Annotated in this window: 12 protein-coding genes, 1 other RNA gene, 1 pseudogene and 2 CRISPR repeat arrays; of the genes and pseudogenes, 2 read left to right on the forward strand and 12 right to left on the reverse strand. The window is 70.1% G+C overall.

Annotated features, from left to right (window positions below; all coding sequences use genetic code 11):
* Positions 1–47: 47 nt before the first annotated feature.
* The 9 genes and pseudogenes from A949_RS36740 to A949_RS0124115 all read right to left on the reverse strand — a co-directional run bounded on the left by A949_RS36740 (position 48) and on the right by A949_RS0124115 (position 10,545).
* Positions 48–970 (reverse strand): IS5 family transposase gene (locus A949_RS36740; protein WP_443332994.1). Its coding sequence is split into 2 segments (ribosomal slippage): positions 48–619 and positions 619–970, totalling 924 coding nucleotides; the frame shifts between segments, so codons are not numbered across the junction.
* Between the two features lie 270 nt (positions 971–1,240).
* A complete protein-coding gene (gene cas2e, locus A949_RS0124080; RefSeq protein WP_019358603.1) occupies positions 1,241–1,600 on the reverse strand; it encodes a type I-E CRISPR-associated endoribonuclease Cas2e in 360 nt (119 codons plus the stop codon).
* Positions 1,597–2,560 (reverse strand): annotated as a pseudogene (gene cas1e / locus A949_RS34350) (type I-E CRISPR-associated endonuclease Cas1e). Before cas1e ends, cas2e begins: the two are co-directional and overlap by 4 nt.
* Positions 2,561–2,564: 4 nt before the next feature.
* Positions 2,565–3,314 (reverse strand): type I-E CRISPR-associated protein Cas6/Cse3/CasE, encoded by a 750-nt coding sequence (gene cas6e, locus A949_RS0124090; protein ID WP_019358604.1) that lies wholly within the window; start codon positions 3,312–3,314, stop codon positions 2,565–2,567.
* Positions 3,314–4,030 carry a type I-E CRISPR-associated protein Cas5/CasD gene (gene cas5e / locus A949_RS0124095; RefSeq protein WP_026004981.1) on the reverse strand — a complete coding sequence of 239 codons (717 nt, stop codon included), beginning with the start codon at positions 4,028–4,030 and terminating at the stop codon, positions 3,314–3,316. Before cas5e ends, cas6e begins: the two co-directional genes overlap by 1 nt.
* Positions 4,027–5,220, reverse strand: coding sequence for a type I-E CRISPR-associated protein Cas7/Cse4/CasC (cas7e, locus tag A949_RS0124100; RefSeq protein WP_019358606.1), 1,194 nt, complete (start codon positions 5,218–5,220; stop codon positions 4,027–4,029). The genes cas5e and cas7e overlap by 4 nt, the downstream gene beginning before the upstream one ends.
* Positions 5,221–5,229: 9 nt before the next feature.
* A complete protein-coding gene (gene casB / locus A949_RS0124105) occupies positions 5,230–5,913 on the reverse strand; it encodes a type I-E CRISPR-associated protein Cse2/CasB (protein ID WP_019358607.1) in 684 nt (227 codons plus the stop codon).
* Positions 5,910–7,598 carry a type I-E CRISPR-associated protein Cse1/CasA gene (casA, locus tag A949_RS0124110; protein WP_019358608.1) on the reverse strand — a complete coding sequence of 563 codons (1,689 nt, stop codon included), beginning with the start codon at positions 7,596–7,598 and terminating at the stop codon, positions 5,910–5,912. The genes casB and casA overlap by 4 nt, the downstream gene beginning before the upstream one ends.
* A 43-nt stretch (positions 7,599–7,641) precedes the next feature.
* Entirely contained in the window at positions 7,642–10,545 is a 2,904-nt protein-coding gene (locus A949_RS0124115; protein ID WP_106428887.1) for a CRISPR-associated helicase/endonuclease Cas3, read from the reverse strand.
* A 285-nt stretch (positions 10,546–10,830) separates the two neighbouring features.
* A CRISPR array of direct repeats spans positions 10,831–11,099; the repeat unit is 29 nt; unit sequence ACTGCTCCCCGCGCAGCGGGGATGGACCC.
* 77 nt (positions 11,100–11,176) lie between these two features.
* On the opposite strand from A949_RS0124115, the gene A949_RS0124120 reads away from it, so the two are divergent.
* On the forward strand, positions 11,177–11,509 hold the full coding sequence (locus A949_RS0124120) for a glyoxalase superfamily protein (RefSeq protein ID WP_026004982.1): 333 nt from the start codon (positions 11,177–11,179) through the stop codon (positions 11,507–11,509).
* Between the two features lie 36 nt (positions 11,510–11,545).
* Positions 11,546–12,679, forward strand: a complete 1,134-nt coding sequence (locus A949_RS0124125) for an IS630 family transposase (protein WP_026004983.1) — start codon at positions 11,546–11,548, stop codon at positions 12,677–12,679.
* 16 nt (positions 12,680–12,695) lie between these two features.
* A CRISPR array of direct repeats spans positions 12,696–12,963; the repeat unit is 28 nt; unit sequence CTGCTCCCCGCGCAGCGGGGATGGACCC.
* A gap of 559 nt (positions 12,964–13,522) precedes the next feature.
* Here the strand turns inward: A949_RS0124125 and rnpB are convergent.
* From rnpB to A949_RS0124135, 3 genes are all read right to left on the reverse strand, one after another.
* Positions 13,523–13,933: RNase P RNA component class A (rnpB, locus tag A949_RS35700), an RNA gene on the reverse strand.
* 124 nt (positions 13,934–14,057) lie between these two features.
* The gene (locus A949_RS0124130) at positions 14,058–15,242 is read right to left on the reverse strand and encodes a lactate 2-monooxygenase (RefSeq protein ID WP_019358611.1); all 1,185 of its coding nucleotides are present in this window, start codon (positions 15,240–15,242) and stop codon (positions 14,058–14,060) included.
* 183 nt (positions 15,243–15,425) lie between these two features.
* Complete coding sequence (locus A949_RS0124135) at positions 15,426–16,283, reverse strand: SDR family oxidoreductase (protein ID WP_019358612.1); 858 nt, start codon at positions 16,281–16,283, stop codon at positions 15,426–15,428.
* Positions 16,284–16,416: the final 133 nt, after the last annotated feature.

Raw genomic sequence — 16,416 nt, forward strand, 5'->3', positions numbered from 1 at the left:
GCCTTACCATGGTGTGTGACGGCTGCGGGAAGGCGCGCGGACTGCGACTAGGCTGTGTCTGACAAAGGGTCTTGGGCGGGTTCGCGGAGCCAGAGGATGAGTGCGGCGAGGTGGACTCCGGCCTTGTAGCGGGCGGCGAGTTTGTCGAAGCGTGTGGCGATCGCGCGGAACTGCTTGAGACGGCCCAAGCAGCGTTCGACCACGTTGCGGGCCTTGTAGACCTCACGGTCGAAGGCCGGCGGTCTGCCGCCGGCCTTCGACCGCCGCAGGCGGTTGGCCTTTTGATCCGCCCGCTCCGGGATCACCGCCCGGACACCCCGCCTGCGCAGGGTCTGACGGATCGCCCGGGACGAGTACGCCTTGTCCGCGATGACCGCATCAGGTCTGCGGCGGGGCCGCCCGGCACCGGCCCGGGGCACTCTCACCCCGTCCATGACGGAGTCGAAGACGGTGGAGTCGTTGACGTTGCCGGACGTGACGACCACGGCCAGGGGCAGGCCCCGGCCGTCGCAGGCGAGATGGACCTTCGTCGTCAGCCCGCCGCGGGACCGCCCGAGCGCCTGGCCAGCCGACGCGCGTGCCGGATCTTCCAGTTCGTCCCCCGCCGCCGCCCCCTTTTGCGGGCGCCGGCGGCGTGCTGGTGAGCCCGGCTGATCGTGGAGTCGACCGACACAGCCCATTCCACGGCCCCGACGGAGTCGTCACGGACCCGGACCTCTTCGAGCAGGCGGGCCCAGGTACCGTCCGCTTCCCAGCGGGCGAACCGTTCATAGACCGTCTGCCACGGCCCGTACCGTTCGGGCAGGTCACGCCACGGGGCACCGGTCCGCAACCGCCACAGCACCCCGTTGATCACCTGCCGGTGATCCCGCCACGGCCGCCCACGACCATCCACACCAGGCAACAGCGGGGCTATCCGCTCCCACGCCGCATCCGTCAGCTCACCACGACCCACCACAAGATCAATCATCAGACACGGCCTAGTGGTCCGCGCGAAGCATGTCGACAAGTAGAGCGCCCGGGAGTTGTCCCTGTGGGACATCTCCCGGGCGGACCACCGAGCATGAGGTCCCCGCATACGCGGGGAGCACGGAGAGGCAATCCGCCCTCAACTCAATGCAGATGGGGGTCATCCCCACGTGAGTGGGGAGCAATGCTGGCGATGGTGCCTCTCCATCTGCCAGGAGGCATGTGTGGCCAGGTTAAGGGGTAACGCACCAATCGCATCAAGGGTGTCTGCTCAACGCCCGTAGCGGCGGCGTTTTGCGGTGGTGCTCCAGCCTTGCCGCGGTGGGCGGGTTGTGCTGGCGGTGGGGCTGGTGGGTTGTTCGGAGGGTCGACGGATGAGGGTGATGCCCTCATGGTCGAGGGGCTGCCAGTGGTGGTCGTGGGTCTCGAAGGTGTAGCCCTGTTCGGTGTCGGTGCTGTAGGTCAGGAGCGCTCGACCTTCGTGTGCGTACTCCCGTACTTCCGCCCACAGCGTCTCCCGGATGCGGGCTGAGGGGCGGCCGACGAAGACACCGGGGGAGACTTCGAGAAGCCAGCGGGTGAGGAAGCCTCTGAGGCCGGTGGGGCAGTTGGTCAGGATGATCACGGTCACCAGATCTGCCCTTCGCCGAGGTTGCGGCCGGATTCGAACTCTTCGCCGCGGTCGGACTGAAGCCTCATCCGGTCCGGCGTCGGGTCGTCGTCCTGTGCCGGAATGCTCTCGGCCAAGCCGGGGGCCAGGAGTGTCTTCACGTCGCGGACGCAGCGTTCCAGCAGCCGTGCGGCGTGCACGCGGTCGCGCAGCGCGCGGCGAACGCGGGCGCCGATGTCTTCTTCGCTCTCCGCTGCGACCTCGAAGGCGACCGGAATGCCGATCTCCGTTTTGTAGAGATCCGCGATGTCGAGTGCGAAGGACAGCTCATGCCCGGAGTGGACGAACCCCAGCCCTGGGAATGCATCCGAGGGCGGCCACCACGCTTTGCGCGACGCCGTACATGCACTGTCCGGCTGCGGTGACGGCTTGGTTGGGGGCGTCGCCAGAGGCGAAGTCGCCTTGGACGTAGTGGCGACCGCGCCATCGGATACCGGTTCGGGCTGCCTCGGTGCGGTAGCACGATTTGACTCGGTCACCTTCCATGCCGAGCAGCTTCCGGCGGCTGCATCCGGCCGGGTCCTCGTCGGGGAAGCGCAGGGAGTACATGGCGCGGGCGACGTTCAGCCGTGTCCGCGGGTTTGCCCACAGACGGGCTTGTGCTTCGGCGAGGGCGGAGGAGTGGGAGAGCGCCCGGCCGCCGGCGTAGTAGCGCACCCCGTGCTCGCCGACCCAGACGATGCCCACGCCGCTTTCTCCCAGCAGCCGGATCGCCTGCTGGGAAATTTTCATGCCGGGGCCGAGCAGCAGGGTGCCGATGGTCGCGGACGGGAGGTGACGTACGCCGTCGCCGTCGGCGGCTGTGATCGCGTTGTCCGCGGAGTGGATGACAGCGCGCTCGATGTAGACGAAGGAAAACCGGTCGCCGATTCGGGTGAGTTCGCGCGGGGAGGAGGCACCGCGCTTGCCGACGGTGGTCATTGGCCTACCTCACCGGGGCCAGGGTAAGCAGGCCGCAGCCGTATGCCTTGCCCCGGCCGATGCCCTGGGTGAGCGCGCTGCGCAGGGCATCGGGGTCGGTGACCTCCAGCTGGCCGCTGAAGACGGCGGTGACGAGCGTGACCGGGCTGCCTGGCCGCCGCCCACGGTTCTGCTGTTCGGTGTCCGGCGCCGGGTGGTCGGGGCGTTTGCGGAAGGAGAGGTCGCGTCGGCCGTGCACGATCACGGCGTACTGGTGCAGCGGGTCCTCCGCTTCGGGCGTCGCGCCCGGTGCCAGCTCGAAGCCGTGCCGCGTCTGCTGTTGCAGGAGCCAGCCGAGCTGGTGGCGGGGGGAGGCGTGTGCGGTGCGCTTGGTGGGTTCTCCGGCGTTGCGGCGGATGGTGTGCACCGGGTTGGCGGTGAGCCGGAACGCCCAGCGGTCGCCCTTGGCCAGGCGCTGCAGGAACGGCTGGTAGTGGCGGCTCTCCCAGCCGGGGTGGTCGGACTGCGCAAGCGTAGGCCAGCCGGCCTGTTCCACCAGGTGTGTGAGGTCGGGACGGTCGGGGCTGACGAGGTACAGCTGCAGGTCGGTGCGGTCGCTGTGGTCGAGCCGCCACAGGATGCGGGGCCGCGCAGCAGGGTCGGTCGGGAGGCCGGGGAAGCCGGCGAGTACCGCCGAGTGCAGGCGCTGGGGGGAAGAGAGCAGGAAACGCGCACCGGCGCGGGCGGTGTTGACGCGGAAACGGGTGAGATACATCAGCCGTCCTCCAGCGGCGGCATCGGGTCGTGCGCCGGGATCTTGGGAGTGGGCCGGGCTCCGGCCTCCGGTCGCGGGACGGTCTCGGTCCGCACCGACCGGTGTCCGTACCGGCGGTGGCGTGGGTCGAAGCTGAGTGGCTGGTCGGCCACGATCTCGCCGGGCGGATCGCCGGGTGCGGACTCCAGCAGTAGGGGGAGCTGCATGGGGGTGGTGAAGGCGGTCCGCCGCCGATACCAGCCGGAGGCGAGCCACGGGTGCTCCCGGAGCGCTGCCTCCAATCCGGTCTCGTGCCGTACTCCCACGTCCAGCCGTCGTGCGGGCGGGCAGGCGCGGCGGCCGAGGAACGGCAGGAAGTGCGGGGCCCGGACGGCGGAGTGCAGATCCTCGATCAGTGTCCGTTCGCCCTCGACAGCGGCCAGGAACACCGCGTCGGCGAGGTAGAAGCGTACGGTGATCGGCATCGCCTTCTCGCTCTCCTGATGGTGCGCGGCTTGGAAGTCCCGCACGCGCGTTCCGGGTTGATCGACGCGCACGCCGAAGCGGAGCGCCGCGAGGTCGGAGATCTGCATGGTGCGGGGGCGTCCCTGGGCGGCGGCGAGCAGCCCAATCACTCCGCTTTTGGTCGGCGCGGATTCTGTGGAGCGCCGGGTGTGGCGGGATGCCGAGCCCCAGGACTGGAGCGGCCCGGCGAGCTGAAGCAGCAGGACACTCACCGCCTGACGCTCCACCGTTCCGTGATCGCCGCGCCGACGCCCTCCACCAGCCCGTCCAGCGTGACCGGGGTGCCGACGTCGGCGAGCTTGGCGGTGTTGCGCCCGGCGCGTACCACCCAGGTCGCCACGGCCTGCTCGCCGAATGCCTCCTCCACATCGGCAATCTGCTCCGCCAGCCGTTCGCATGCTTGCCGGACGTGGCTTCCGGACTCGGCCATCGTCGGTTCCTCGAACGCTCCGGCGAAGCTGACCGGCCGGGTCTCGCGCAGCTTGACCACGATGGCGTCCGGCGGTGTGTGGTGGGCGAAGGTGTTGATCTTCCCAGTCGGCAGGGAGGTAACGAAGCTACGGACGAACGCCTCCACCGCACGGCGCACGGGAGTGGCCGCATCGGCGTTCTCGTCCATGCCCTGGCCGAGGTTGTCGGCGAGCCGGTCCACGTCCAGGGCGGCGTACCGGTACAGCGTCGCGGAGTTGAACTCGACGGTGCCGATCATCCCGGCGCCGGTCTCCTCCTCGGTGTTCTCGTCGTCCACCGCGGTGTAGTAGTCGGACTCGTTCTCCACCGCGTGCACGCTGAGGGCGTGCGCGACCTGGGCGGCGGCGTCCACATTGATGTCGGCGCCATCAGCGACCATGCGGCCGAAGAGGGCGATATCCACCGAGTGCCGGGTGTCGGCGATCTCCCGGGCGCGGTCCTTGTTCTCCTTGGTCTTGAGGAAGCCGGCGATGTCCGTCCGGCCCTCGACCGCCAGCTGGGCCAGTCCGCGCCGTTGCTGGGCGCTGAGGAACATCAGGTACTTCGACTCGGGCGGCAGCGGCTCCGCTTCTTCCGCGCTCTCTTTGTCCTTCTTCGGTTTGCGCTCCGAAACGACGAGCTTGGATCCCGTGCCGGCCTCGATCACCGCCTTGGCCAGCTCCCAGGAAGCTTCGGGCGTCACGCCCGGCTCCAACTCCCGGATCATGTCGCCGATGACCTGGGCGACCTTCTTGGTCCGCACTCCCAACTCGGCCGGGGCGAGCAGTTCCTTGAATCCGTTGCGGGTGGCGCGCTTCCATGCCTGGCTGGAGACCCGCGAGCGGCGTACCCCGCCGTAGACAGCGGTCTTCGGCGTGCCTGTGTCGTCCCGGTTGAGGTTGCTCGGGGGAACGCTGTGGAGAACGTGGATGTCGATGATTGTGCGGCTCACGGCGAATCCTTACTCTGTGCGCTGGTCGGTGGCGGGCGAGCCGCCTTCGTCGGAGGAGTGCGTAGCCACCTCGTCCCTGGGCGGACGCCAGGAGTGGAACTCCCGGCCCCATTCCTGGCGGACCTTCAGGCGCTTGCCCGGGTCGAGGGTCTGCTCGATCTGGTCGGCGAGCCGGGCGTAGTCCAGCGGTTCACTCTCGCCCCGCAGCAGCAGGACCAACGCCCGCAGCCGGTAGGCCAGTACTTTTGTAGACGTGGCTCCGGCTACCCGGACGAAATGCCTGCGCAGCGGCTCGTCGATCTCGCCCTGTGGCATCAGCGCCCGCACCGCGCCGCCGAGACGACGGCCGGGGACGTGCATCCGGACTCTGCGCTGGGACTGCTGGTGCAGTGCGTACAGCGTGACCGCCAGGTGGACGGCGGTGTCGGCACGCTCGCTGTTTGGGCCGGGGCCCTTCTCGGAATAGAGCCCCTCGGTGCCGGTCAGGCCGAACAGCTCCGGGACCTCTTCCGGAGCCTTGCCCGCGCCGCGTCGAAGCTGAGCGAGTCGGGCGACCGCCCACGCCTCGTCGTTCGGCAACAGGTAGCCACGCTGGATCGGCTCCAGGAACGTGTGCACCGTACGGCCCACGAGCCCTGGCTGGTATCCGTCCCGCCAGGGGGAGGTGGGCACCGGGCTGCTGGTGCTTGTCATGCCGCAGGCTCCTCGGGTCGATGCGATGACGGGGCGCCGCCGATGCCGTCGGGCGGCTCGTCTCCCTTCGGCGTCAGGATCCGGCGGCGCAGCTCGGTGCGGAAACCGCGCTCCACGCTCGCGGAATTCAGCCAGTACCTGCCGCCTTTCGCGGCGGTCAGCACGCGGCCCTCCCAGGCGGCCTCGCTGGAGGAAGCGACCAGCTCCAGACCGAGAGCGCGCACCAGATCGTGCGCGGTGCGGCGCCAGTTCTCCAGCCGCTCATCGGCGTCCACGCCGGGTTTCAGCCCGGCCAGCCACTGGCGGAACGCGACGTCCAGTTCGCCGAAACCCCGCTCGCGGGCCTCTTCACGCGGTGTCGCTTGGTCGGCGCCGGCAGCCTGGGCCAGCCCCGCAGCGAGGTTGCCCAGCAACCAGACTGCGGTCTCGGCAAGTTGCACGGCACGCAGCGCCGCGTCCCGCAACCCGGTGTCGTGCTGCGAGAGCAGCACCACGGACAGACTCAGACTGTCGTCCACGACGTCGGCGACCACAGACTGCTGGGTGCCGTATACGCATCCGAGTAGGCGGGCCCGGATGAGGCGGTCCTGGCCCAGTGCTTCGCTCTCTTCGGCCATGCGGCCCAGCCACTCCAGCACGCGTGGCGTGATGCCGGGGGCGGCGTCCTTGCCAGCCTTCCGCACTGACTCGGGCGGATAGCCGGTGATCAGCGAGGCCAGGCCCCGCCATGCGGTGCGGGCCGGATCGTGTGTGCGAGGGAGGTAGACCGGGCTTTTGCGCAGCCTCTTCTCCTGCAGCTCGCTGCGCCGCCAGCCGGTCATCGGCTCGCGACCGTGCATGTCCCGATAGGGGAGCGGATCGCCGTACGCCAGCACCACGCCGTACGCGTCATGACCGTCGTGATGCAGTCGCACCCGCCGCGCCTGCCAGGTGTAAAGAGCACGCGGACCGGGCAGTCCGGATTCCGCATCCGACAGCGGGCCTGCCCCGCAGGGCAGGGGACGCCGCCAGACAGGCAGGTCTGCCTCGTCGTGCCGGAGCAGGTCGTCGTCCTCCCGGGGAATGAGATTGAGCAGCAGCGTCTCGCGCAGACTGTCCCCTTCGGCGAGAACGCCACCGAGCATCCCAGCCGAACCGACGCCTTGCGGGTAGACCTTGCCTGCCTTGACCCGCGAGTCGCCCACGGCACCGGACTTGATGCCCGAGACGTCCCAGGCGTGGGCGTGCACCACCCAGCGGGCGGCCTCGGCAAAGGACAGCCGCTGCGCGCCGTGCGCCCGCATGGTGAGGAAGCGTTCGTTGTTGGGGACGTCGGTGACGATGCGGTCCAGGGGGAAGACCTCGTCCTTGGCCGTACGCAGGTCCGCCACCTGGAAGAAGGGACGCTCCGGGTGCAGCAGGTCGAACCGCTCCCGGTGCCGCGACAGGTACGCCGCGACTTGATCGGACGGGAAGCCTTCGGGTCCGGCCGCCCACAGCTCCTCCCAGTCCTCCCGGGTTGACGGACCGCCGTCGAGCGCGTCGTACAGCACCGCCAGCAGCAGCCGGACCAAGGCGAACTCCTGAGTGGGCAGGTCACCCGGCATCCGCCGGATCTCTTCCGCCCGCTCGAACACCTCGGCCAGTGACAACTCCTTCTCCGCACCATCGCGCAGCAGTACCGGCAGCCAGGGCTGCGAGGTCAAATCGAAGGAGGCCGTCTCACGTCTTGGGGCCGCTGCACGGGTGTCACGGGGCACGGGTCACCTCAAGACCGTCGTCGGGCGAGTAGCGCAATTCGAAGCCTGCCAGAGAGCACTGACATTCCTCATCGAGCGCGAGGATCAACTGTCCGGCGAGCCAGTGGCAGTCACGTCCCTGCCATGCCCCGACGTACAGCTCCTCCAGTTCGGCCACCGCACGGTCCGCGGTCGCGAAACAGAACTGGTAGGGCAGCCGCAGGGCGCTGGCCGCAACGGCTCTGGCGCGGTGCGGGTCCGGCGCGGCGTCGGTCGGCAGCTCCAAACCCCCTCGGGCCCTGCCGCGTTCGTCCGGTGGCAGGTGCGGCAGCGTGCGCAAGGCGCCGACGGCGGTGCGTTGGACGACCAGCACTTCCACGCTGTCCTCGGTGTCCCGGACCTGCTGTCGCCCGGCAGGGGTGTCGTCGGCGTCGCCGACCCCCGCATCGATCCAGCCCAGCAGCGATCTGCCGGCTGCTCTGGGCGCGGGCAGCCGGTACGTCCTGGCCTTCCTCTGCTGCTCGGCCCGGTGTGCCTCGTCGGTCTTCTCCGCCGCCGCCATCGCCTCTTGCCAACCCGCAGGCCCTTGCGGGACCGAGCTGTAGGCATCCTGGACCAACGGGGCGATGTCCGCCGGTAGCCGCACCGCGTCTCCGCAGTCGGCGAGATGCGGACGGAGTACCGCCGCGGCGCGCAGCAGCGGCCACGTCCCGTACACCGCCCGGGAACCCCGGATGGGCACCGGGGGCGGTCCGACAGTCCCGGTCCACTCTCCCCCTCCGTCGTCGGGTTCCACGCCGGTGACCAGGCAGCGGGCGGTGCGCAGCCGCGCAGGGCGCTCCCGCTCGTGGCGGTGGAGCCGGCCCATGCGTTGCAGGATGAGGTCCACCGGCGCGAGGTCGGTGACCAGGAGATCGAAGTCCACGTCCAGAGACTGTTCGGCGACCTGGCTGGCCACCACGATGTGCGCGCCCTCAGGCCGCTTCCCGGCGCAGATTTCCGGCGGGCCGAAACGCTCCCGAAGATCGGCGTCCTTGGCAGCGCGGTCCAGGTCCACGAAGCGCCCATGCGCGACCGTCACCGCATCCGCCCCGAAACGCTCACGCAGTACGGCCGCAGTATCCCGCACCCGGTCCACCGTGTTGCGGACAACCAGAGAACACCCTCCGTCGGCCAGTTCCGCAGCCAAACGGTCGGCGATCACCTCCGGGGCGTCCGCCAGCGTCTCGACGTGCACCTGCGTGCCGCGGCCCGAGGCTGCCGGAGCGCGCTCTACCGCCGTCCCGCCCGGTGCGACCGCAGTGAGCAGAGGGTAGGAATGCCCGGCCCCGTCCGGTCGCAGCGTGTCCGGGTACGCCTGCGAGCCCGCGTAGGCACGCGCCAGCTCCCTCCGCCGCGCTGCCGGAAGCGTTGCCGAGAGCACCACGACCGGCACCCGGTAGGCACCCAGCCAGGCCAAAGCTCCGTCCAGATAGGTATCCATGTACGCGTCGTAAGCGTGGGCCTCGTCGATCACGACTGCCTTGCCCGCCAATGCCAGATGGCGCAGAACGAGATGGCGGGTCTTCAGCGCCCCGAAGAGAAGCTGATCGATCGTGCCCACGACGAAGGACGAGAGCATCCCCTTCTTCCGCCCCCGCAGCCAGTGGTGCGCCACCAGCTCCGCTGTGTGTCTGATGTGCCCGCCCTCGCGGTGCGAGCCCCGTTCCCACATGTCGTCGGTCTCCACGGCCAGTGGGCGGGACGGGGCGCCCATCAACGCCGTGTAGTGCGGATTGAGTGCGGACTTGGCGTGAGCGAGGAACACGGAGTGGGCACCCCGCTTCCCGTCTGCGTCCGGCAACCGGCCCAGCCAGTCCGTGAGCCGGGGGAACATCGCGTCGCCGGTCGCCCGGGTCGGCAGCGCGAAGAAACAACCACCCGCACCGGACCGCGCGGCGAACACCTCCGCCACGGCGAGCGCCGCCTCCGTCTTTCCCTCGCCCATCGGCGCCTCGATGATCAGCAGGCCAGGCGCCGGTAGCTCGCGGGCCAACCGGACCGCAGCGGCCTGCACCGGGCGCACCTGGGCACCCGGCGGAAGGGCGAACCGGCTGCTGTAGTGGGCGTCGGCTTCCTCCGGCGGATTCACCGCCTCCCAGGGGCGGGGGAGTTCGAGTCCACCCCATGCCGTCTCGACCCGCTCTGCGGAGGTCTGCCCCTGCGCATCGGGGTAGTACGGGAAGAGATCGGGGTTGCTCGCGATCCAGTCCGCCACGATCACCGTCGCAGACAGCAACACCTGAACAGGCTGCGGAAGCCGTACGTCTCTCCAGGACGGCAACCGCTCTGCTACTTCGCAAGCCGCCGCCGCGGCGTCCAGCAACTCCGTCTGCACGCTGCGCCAGAGGGCCTCGCTCGTTCCGCGAGTACGGATCAACTCAGTCCTGCCACGCAGATGCCTGACCTGCCCCGCGTCCGGTGGTAGGCCGTGGTGTCCCCCGACGATCACGGTGAACTGCCCGCGTGCCGACTTGGGCAGCTCTCCCCGCTGCTCCAGCCATTCCTCCAGGAGGATCTGTCCGGCCAGGCCATGAGGGGACGCGCTGCGCTCGGTGAGTAGACGCCGCGTCGGCATCGTCAGCCCCTGGTCCTGCATCGCGCCTGCGAGGTCCTCCACCTGACAGGCGAAGGCCGGCGTCGCCTTCCCGATGTCGTGCACTGTCGCCAGCCAGACCGTCAGTAGCCGCGCCTCTGCCTCACCACCCGGCATCGCGGCGGCGATTGAGCGCCGTACCTGCACGGGCAGCCAGTGATCCCAAAGCCGCCCGGCGACCTCGCCGCTGTCGGCCATGTGTCGCCACAGCGGCAGCCAGGCCCCGCTCCTGCCGGCCTCGCGCTGGTCGGATTTTGCCCACACCTTCCGAGCGGGCATGGACAGCCCCTGTCCCAGTCGCGCCACCTGGGGCCGCCTGTTATTCATAGAGAGGATTAGAGCCTTGAGAGCAGGGCGATATTGTGTTCTTGGATGAATCTGGCTGATAAGAGTCGTTACCGATCAGTGTCCATCAAGTGCTGCTCTTCTCGATGCTGACTCGCGCCTGCCTGCTTCCAGAGGGAGGCGTCGGGGTGTTCCCTTCTACCTGGTGGGAGAAATGTCTGATTCTCAACTTGTTGCTCAGAAGAGTCTCTTCTCCGGTTAGAACCCCAGGTCAGCAAGACTGCTCCCCGCGCAGCGGGGATGGACCCGGCGCGAACTCCGCTACCGGCTTCTGGGCCAACTGCTCCCCGCGCAGCGGGGATGGACCCTGCACTCAGTGCAGCACCAGCGCCGTCTCCGACTGCTCCCCGCGCAGCGGGGATGGACCCTCGTCTCGATAAGGTGAACGCGTAGAAGATCACTGCTCCCCGCGCAGCGGGGATGGACCCCGGGCGGGCCGACGACCAGCGTGGAGGTTCCGCTGCTCCCCGCGCAGCGGGGATGGACCCCCAGCCTCGGTCACCTCACCCAGCTAGTGCCGCATCAGGCAACGTTCGCCCTGGGGGCGGTCTGCGACGATGTCTTCATGGACGAAGAAGTCATTCCCATTCTTCGCGTCGAGGACGCTGCGGCGGCGGTCGCTTGGTACGAACGGCTGGGCTTCGCCAAGCAGTGGGAACACCGCTTCGAACCGGGACTTCCCGCGTTCGTCGAGGTCGCCTGGGGCGGGGTGCGGTTGTTCTTGTCGGAGCACAAGGGCGATGCCCGCCCTGACACGTTGGTCTACCTCCGCGTTCGTAATGTCGAGGCCATCGCCTCCGAGTTCGGTGTGCAAGCGAAGGATGCTCCGTGGGCGCGTGAGATTGAGCTGCGCGACCCTGATGGCAACCGGCTGCGGATCGGCACGCCGACGGAATGACGCTCGTCGGCAGCGTGCGGCAGGGAAGCTGTGCTGGTGGCTGAGCGAGTACGCGTCCGCGAGATCGATGACGACGAGGGGCACCGCCTGCTGCGGATCATCCGCCGGGGCAGCGGGTCGGTGGTGACCTGGCGGCGGGCGCAGATGGTGCTGCTGTCCGCACAGCGCATGTCCGTGGCGAAGATCGCCGAGGTGACGTTCACCAGCGCGGACCGGGTCCGGGATGTGATCCACAACTTCAACGCCGACGGCTTCGACTCCCTCTGCCCGAAGTACAAGGGCGGTCGACCCAGGACGTTCACCCTCCCCGAGCGGCGCGAGATCAAAAAGATCGCCAAGTCCAGGCCGGCCGAGCACGGTCTGCCGTTCTTGACCTGGAGCCTGGCCAAGTTGGCCGACTTCCTGGTCGCCGAGGGGGTGGTCGACGACATCAGCCACGAGGGCCTGCGGGTCCTGCTCCGCGAGGAGGGCGTGTCCTTTCAACGCATAAAGACTTGGAAGACCTTCCGCGACCCCGACTACGCCGCCAAGAAGGCCCGTGTCGAACACCTCTACGCGATCGCCGACGGCGAGGTCATACCCGAGGACGGCGAGCCCGACGTCGTCGCATGCCTGGACGAGTTCGGCCCGCTCAACCTCCAGCCCCACCCCGGCCGGCAGTGGGCCGAGCGCGGCGGACGGCATAAGGACCCCGACCGGGAGCCCCGGCCCCGACGGCGGGCGACCTACACCCGCACGCACGGGGTCAGGCATCTGTTCGCCGCCTACGACCTTGCCCGGGACAAGCTCTACGGCCACATCAAGCCGAGGAAGAACCGGACGAGGTTCCTGGAGTTCTGCCGCTACCTGCGCAGCCTCTACCCGCCCAAGATCCGCATTGCGATCGTGCTCGACAACTTCTCCCCGCACCTGACCACGAAGAAGGACAGCCGGGTCGGCGACTGGGCCGCGGCCAATAACGTCGAGCTCGCCTACACGCCCACGAACAGCTCGTGGCTGAACCGCATCGAGGCCCAGTTCACCGCCCTGCGCTACTTCGCTCTGGACGGTACCGACCACGCCAGCCACAGGGAGCAGGGCAGCATGATCCGCCGCTACGTCATCTGGCGAAACCGTCACGCCGCCGATCAACGCCTACGAGCCGTGGTCGACAGGGCGAACGTTGCCTGATGCGGCACTAGGGCTTCTGCTCCCCGCGCAGCGGGGATGGACCCTTCGTACCTTGAAGTCAGTCGGGTACGAAAATCTGCTCCCCGCGCAGCGGGGATGGACCCATCGCAGCGAACGCGCCGGGCCCGAACCGGCGCTGCTCCCCGCGCAGCGGGGATGGACCCAAGGAGTTCCGGAAGGTGGCCGAGGCGATGGGCTGCTCCCCGCGCAGCGGGGATGGACCCCACGTCGGCCAGTGGGGCGGAATCAACGGCGTCTGCTCCCCGCGCAGCGGGGATGGACCCTACGACGTCGACCGAGTCCTGTTGCTTCGCAGCCTGGTCGGTCGCTACACCAAGGCTGATCGTTCTATTGGAAGGCAACAACACGGAGTACGGGTCGTGTCAGGTTCACCGGTTCGGGGTGTCGTTAGACGGCGGTTGGACGAACGCCTTCGGACGATGCAACACGAGACTGAAACAGACGGACGTGCACACGTACCCTGATCAGGAATGATGTCACTCTCCGATACGAGCGGGTACGAGCCAAACGAACGCCCGCGTGCTCGTAATGCGTAGGTCGTAGGTTCTGTGTGCAGCAGAGATGCGGCACGCGCTGGGGCCAGCGAGTCACGTGCCCAGGCCCCCTCCGGGCAGGCTGAGGAAGGCGGATGAGCGTGGCGCCGGACCTTTCCCCACCAGGGCTGGAGGCGGAGTCCGCCAGGGACTTTTCAGGGACTTTCAGCTCTGTCCGAGGGACTTGTGAGGGACTTCGAGCCGCGTAAAGCAGTAAGGGTGTGAAAGCCTGGAAAGGGCCTCCGTCGCTGGTCAGAGGCCCTTTCCAGGGTGAAGCCCCAGGTGGGGGCGGACGAGTCGGCCTGTACGCCGGGTTCTGTGGCCTCGGCCGCCTCGCGGCGGCCGGGGTGGCGGCCATCCATCTGGGACCGGTGTCGCCACCGGCCTCGTGCGGTCCACCCGCGGACTCGGACGGGTCGCCCTCGAACATCCGCGCAGGGCCGCGTCGCGGCCCCTCTTGACCTTGCTCCGGATGGGGTTTACCGAGCCGCCCAGGTCACCCTGGGCGCTGGTGGTCTCTTACACCACCGTTTCACCCTTACCGGACTGCCGTCCGAAGACGGGTCCGGCGGTCTGCTTTCTGTGGCACTGTCCCGCGGGTCACCCCGGGTGGGCGTTACCCACCATCCTGCCCTGTGGAGCCCGGACGTTCCTCGGCGAGGGTGCTCGGCACCCCCGACGCGGCCGCCCGGCCGGCTCGTCCGCCGTGTGCCCCATCGTACCCGCCGCCCGGCCCGGAGGCGGTGCACGCGCGGGGGCCCCGGGACCGCCGGGGACACCCCGGGCGGTCCCTGCGCGGCGCCGCGGGCTCGGCGCCTCGGGGGTCAGCGGTGCCAGAGGTCGTCCGGGCTCAGCTCGTCCGGTGTGCGGTGGCCGGACAGGCCCAGGGTGAGGTGCAGGTCGGCGAGGAAGGAGCGCAGCACGTGCCGGACGCCGTCCTCGCCGCCGTGCGCCAGCCCGTAGGCGAACGGGCGGCCGAGCAGGACCGCGCGGGCGCCGAGCGCGAGCGCCTTGAGGGCGTCGGAGCCGGTGCGGACGCCGGAGTCGAACAGGACCTCCGGCCCGGTGCCCTCCACCGCCCGGACCACGCCGGGGAGCGCGTCGAGGGAGGCCATGGCGCCGTCCACCTGGCGTCCGCCGTGGTTGGAGACGATCACGCCGTCCATGCCCGCGTCGGCGGCCCGGCGGGCGTCGTCGGGGTGCTGGATGCCTTTGAGGGCGATCGGACCGTCCCAGTGCTGCCGCAGGAACGGCAGCCGGTCCCACGACTTGTCGGTCCCCGTGAACATCGGGACCCACCGCAGCACCGCGGCGCCCAGGTCCTCCTCCGGGGACTTGTCCAGGCCCGCCCGGAAGACCGGGTCCGAGAACGGGATCGCGGTGCCGACCCCGCGGATGAAGGGCAGATACGCCTGGTCCAGGTCCTGCGGGCGCCAGGCCAGCGTCCAGGTGTCGAGGGTGACGACCAGCGTGCTGTAGCCGGCCTCCCGCGCCCGCCGCAGGATGCTGACGCACACCTCGTCGTCGTTCGGCCAGTAGAGCTGGAACCAGCGCGGAGCGCTCCCGCCCGCCTCCGCCACCTCCTCGAGCGAGTAGGACGAGGCGGTGGACAGGGCCGCTGTCAGGCCGAGCGAGGCGGCGGCGCGGGCTGTCGCCGTCTCGCCGTCCGGGTGCAGGATCGACTGGACGCCGACGGGGGCGAGGACGACCGGTGCGGGCATGGCGGTGCCCAGCACCCGCGTCCGCAGGTCGCGGTCGGTGGCGTCGGTGAGCATGCGCGGGACCAGGCGGTAGTGGTCGAACGCCTCGCGGTTGGCGCGGTGCGTGGCACCGGAGCCCGCGGCTCCGGCGACGTAACCGAAGGCACCCGCGTCCAGCCGGGCGCGGGCCGAGGCGCCGAGCCTGGTGGCGTCCGTGGTGAAGGGCGGTACCCGGTCCTCGAGGCCGTGCAGGTATATCTCGTTCTGGTAGCCGGCGAAGTTCTCCGGCGGGGGCGCGGGGTCGGTCACGTGCGGGCTCCTTCGCGGGTCGCTGCGCGCCGAGTCTCTCCGCCCCGGCCGCCGATGGCCACACCCCGGACGGCACCGGCGGCAGCCGCGCACGTCCGCGGGGCGCGGCCGGGCGCGGCACGGTTCCGCCGGTGTCTCCGCCGGCGGGCCGCCCGCGGTGCCGCGGCCGGTCCCGGAAGCCGCTCAGCCCCGGCCGATGTACGGCATCTTCGTGGCCAGCACGGTGGCGAACTGGACGTTGGCCTCCAGCGGCAGGGAGGCCATGTGCAGGACGGTGCGTGCCACGTCGTCGGCGTCCATGGTCGGCTCCGGGGCACGGTTCCCGTCGGCCTGGGGCACGCCCTGGGACATGGCGGCCGTCATCTCGGTGGCGGCGTTGCCGATGTCGATCTGACCGCAGGCGACGTCGTGGGCGCGGCCGTCCAGGGACAGCGACTTGGTGAGGCCCGTCATCGCGTGCTTGGTGGCGGTGTAGGCGATCGAGTCGGGCCGCGGGGTGTGGGCGGAGATCGAGCCGTTGTTGATGATCCGGCCGCCGCGCGGCCGCTGGTCCTTCATCAGCCGGAAGGCGGCCTGGGCGCAGAGGAAGGCGCCGTGCAGGTTGACGTCCACGACGGCGCGCCAGTCCTCGAAGGAGAGGTCCGCCAGCGGTACGGCGGGACCGAACGTGCCCGCGTTGTTGAACAGCAGGTCGAGCCGGCCCTCGTGCTCCCGTACGGAGTCGAACAGCGCGGTGACGGCGGCCGGGTCGGTGACGTCCGCCGGGACGCACCGGGTGGCGGCGCCCCCGGCGAGCTGCGCGGTCTGCTCCAGCGAGCCCCGGCGGCGGCCCGCGAGCACGACCGTCCAGCCCGCGTCGGCGAGGGTGAGGGCGACGGCCCGGCCGATCCCGGAGCCGGCTCCGGTCACCACGGCCGTGCCGGCGGTCCGGGGCACCCTCTCGGCGGTCGGCGCGGCCCGCTCGGCGGTACGGGAGCCCGGTGCGTCGCCCGCCTGTGCCGCCTCGTGTGCCCCGTGGGTCGGGTGGTTCTCGCGCGTCATGGGCGCAGCGTACGCGGGCCGGCCCGGCGGGCGGCGCCGGCTGCGCGGCGATCCGGTCCCGCGCCCGGGAGCGGAACGGGAGGAGGGGAGCGGGGGTGGGGAGCGGCGAACAAACGTGTGGGCCCGTACCGGA

The organism is Streptomyces sp. AA1529 (genome assembly GCF_000280905.1).
Taxonomy (GTDB): domain Bacteria; phylum Actinomycetota; class Actinomycetes; order Streptomycetales; family Streptomycetaceae; genus Streptomyces.

Coding starts and splice junctions, on each gene's coding strand:
- cas6e (WP_019358604.1), bottom strand. CDS start 3,314: ATGTATCTCACCCGTTTCCGCGTCAACACCGCCCGCGCCGGTGCGCGT.
- casB (WP_019358607.1), bottom strand. CDS start 5,913: ATGACAAGCACCAGCAGCCCGGTGCCCACCTCCCCCTGGCGGGACGGA.
- A949_RS0124115 (WP_106428887.1), bottom strand. CDS start 10,545: ATGCCCGCTCGGAAGGTGTGGGCAAAATCCGACCAGCGCGAGGCCGGC.
- A949_RS0124120 (WP_026004982.1), top strand. CDS start 11,177: ATGGACGAAGAAGTCATTCCCATTCTTCGCGTCGAGGACGCTGCGGCG.
- A949_RS0124135 (WP_019358612.1), bottom strand. CDS start 16,283: ATGACGCGCGAGAACCACCCGACCCACGGGGCACACGAGGCGGCACAG.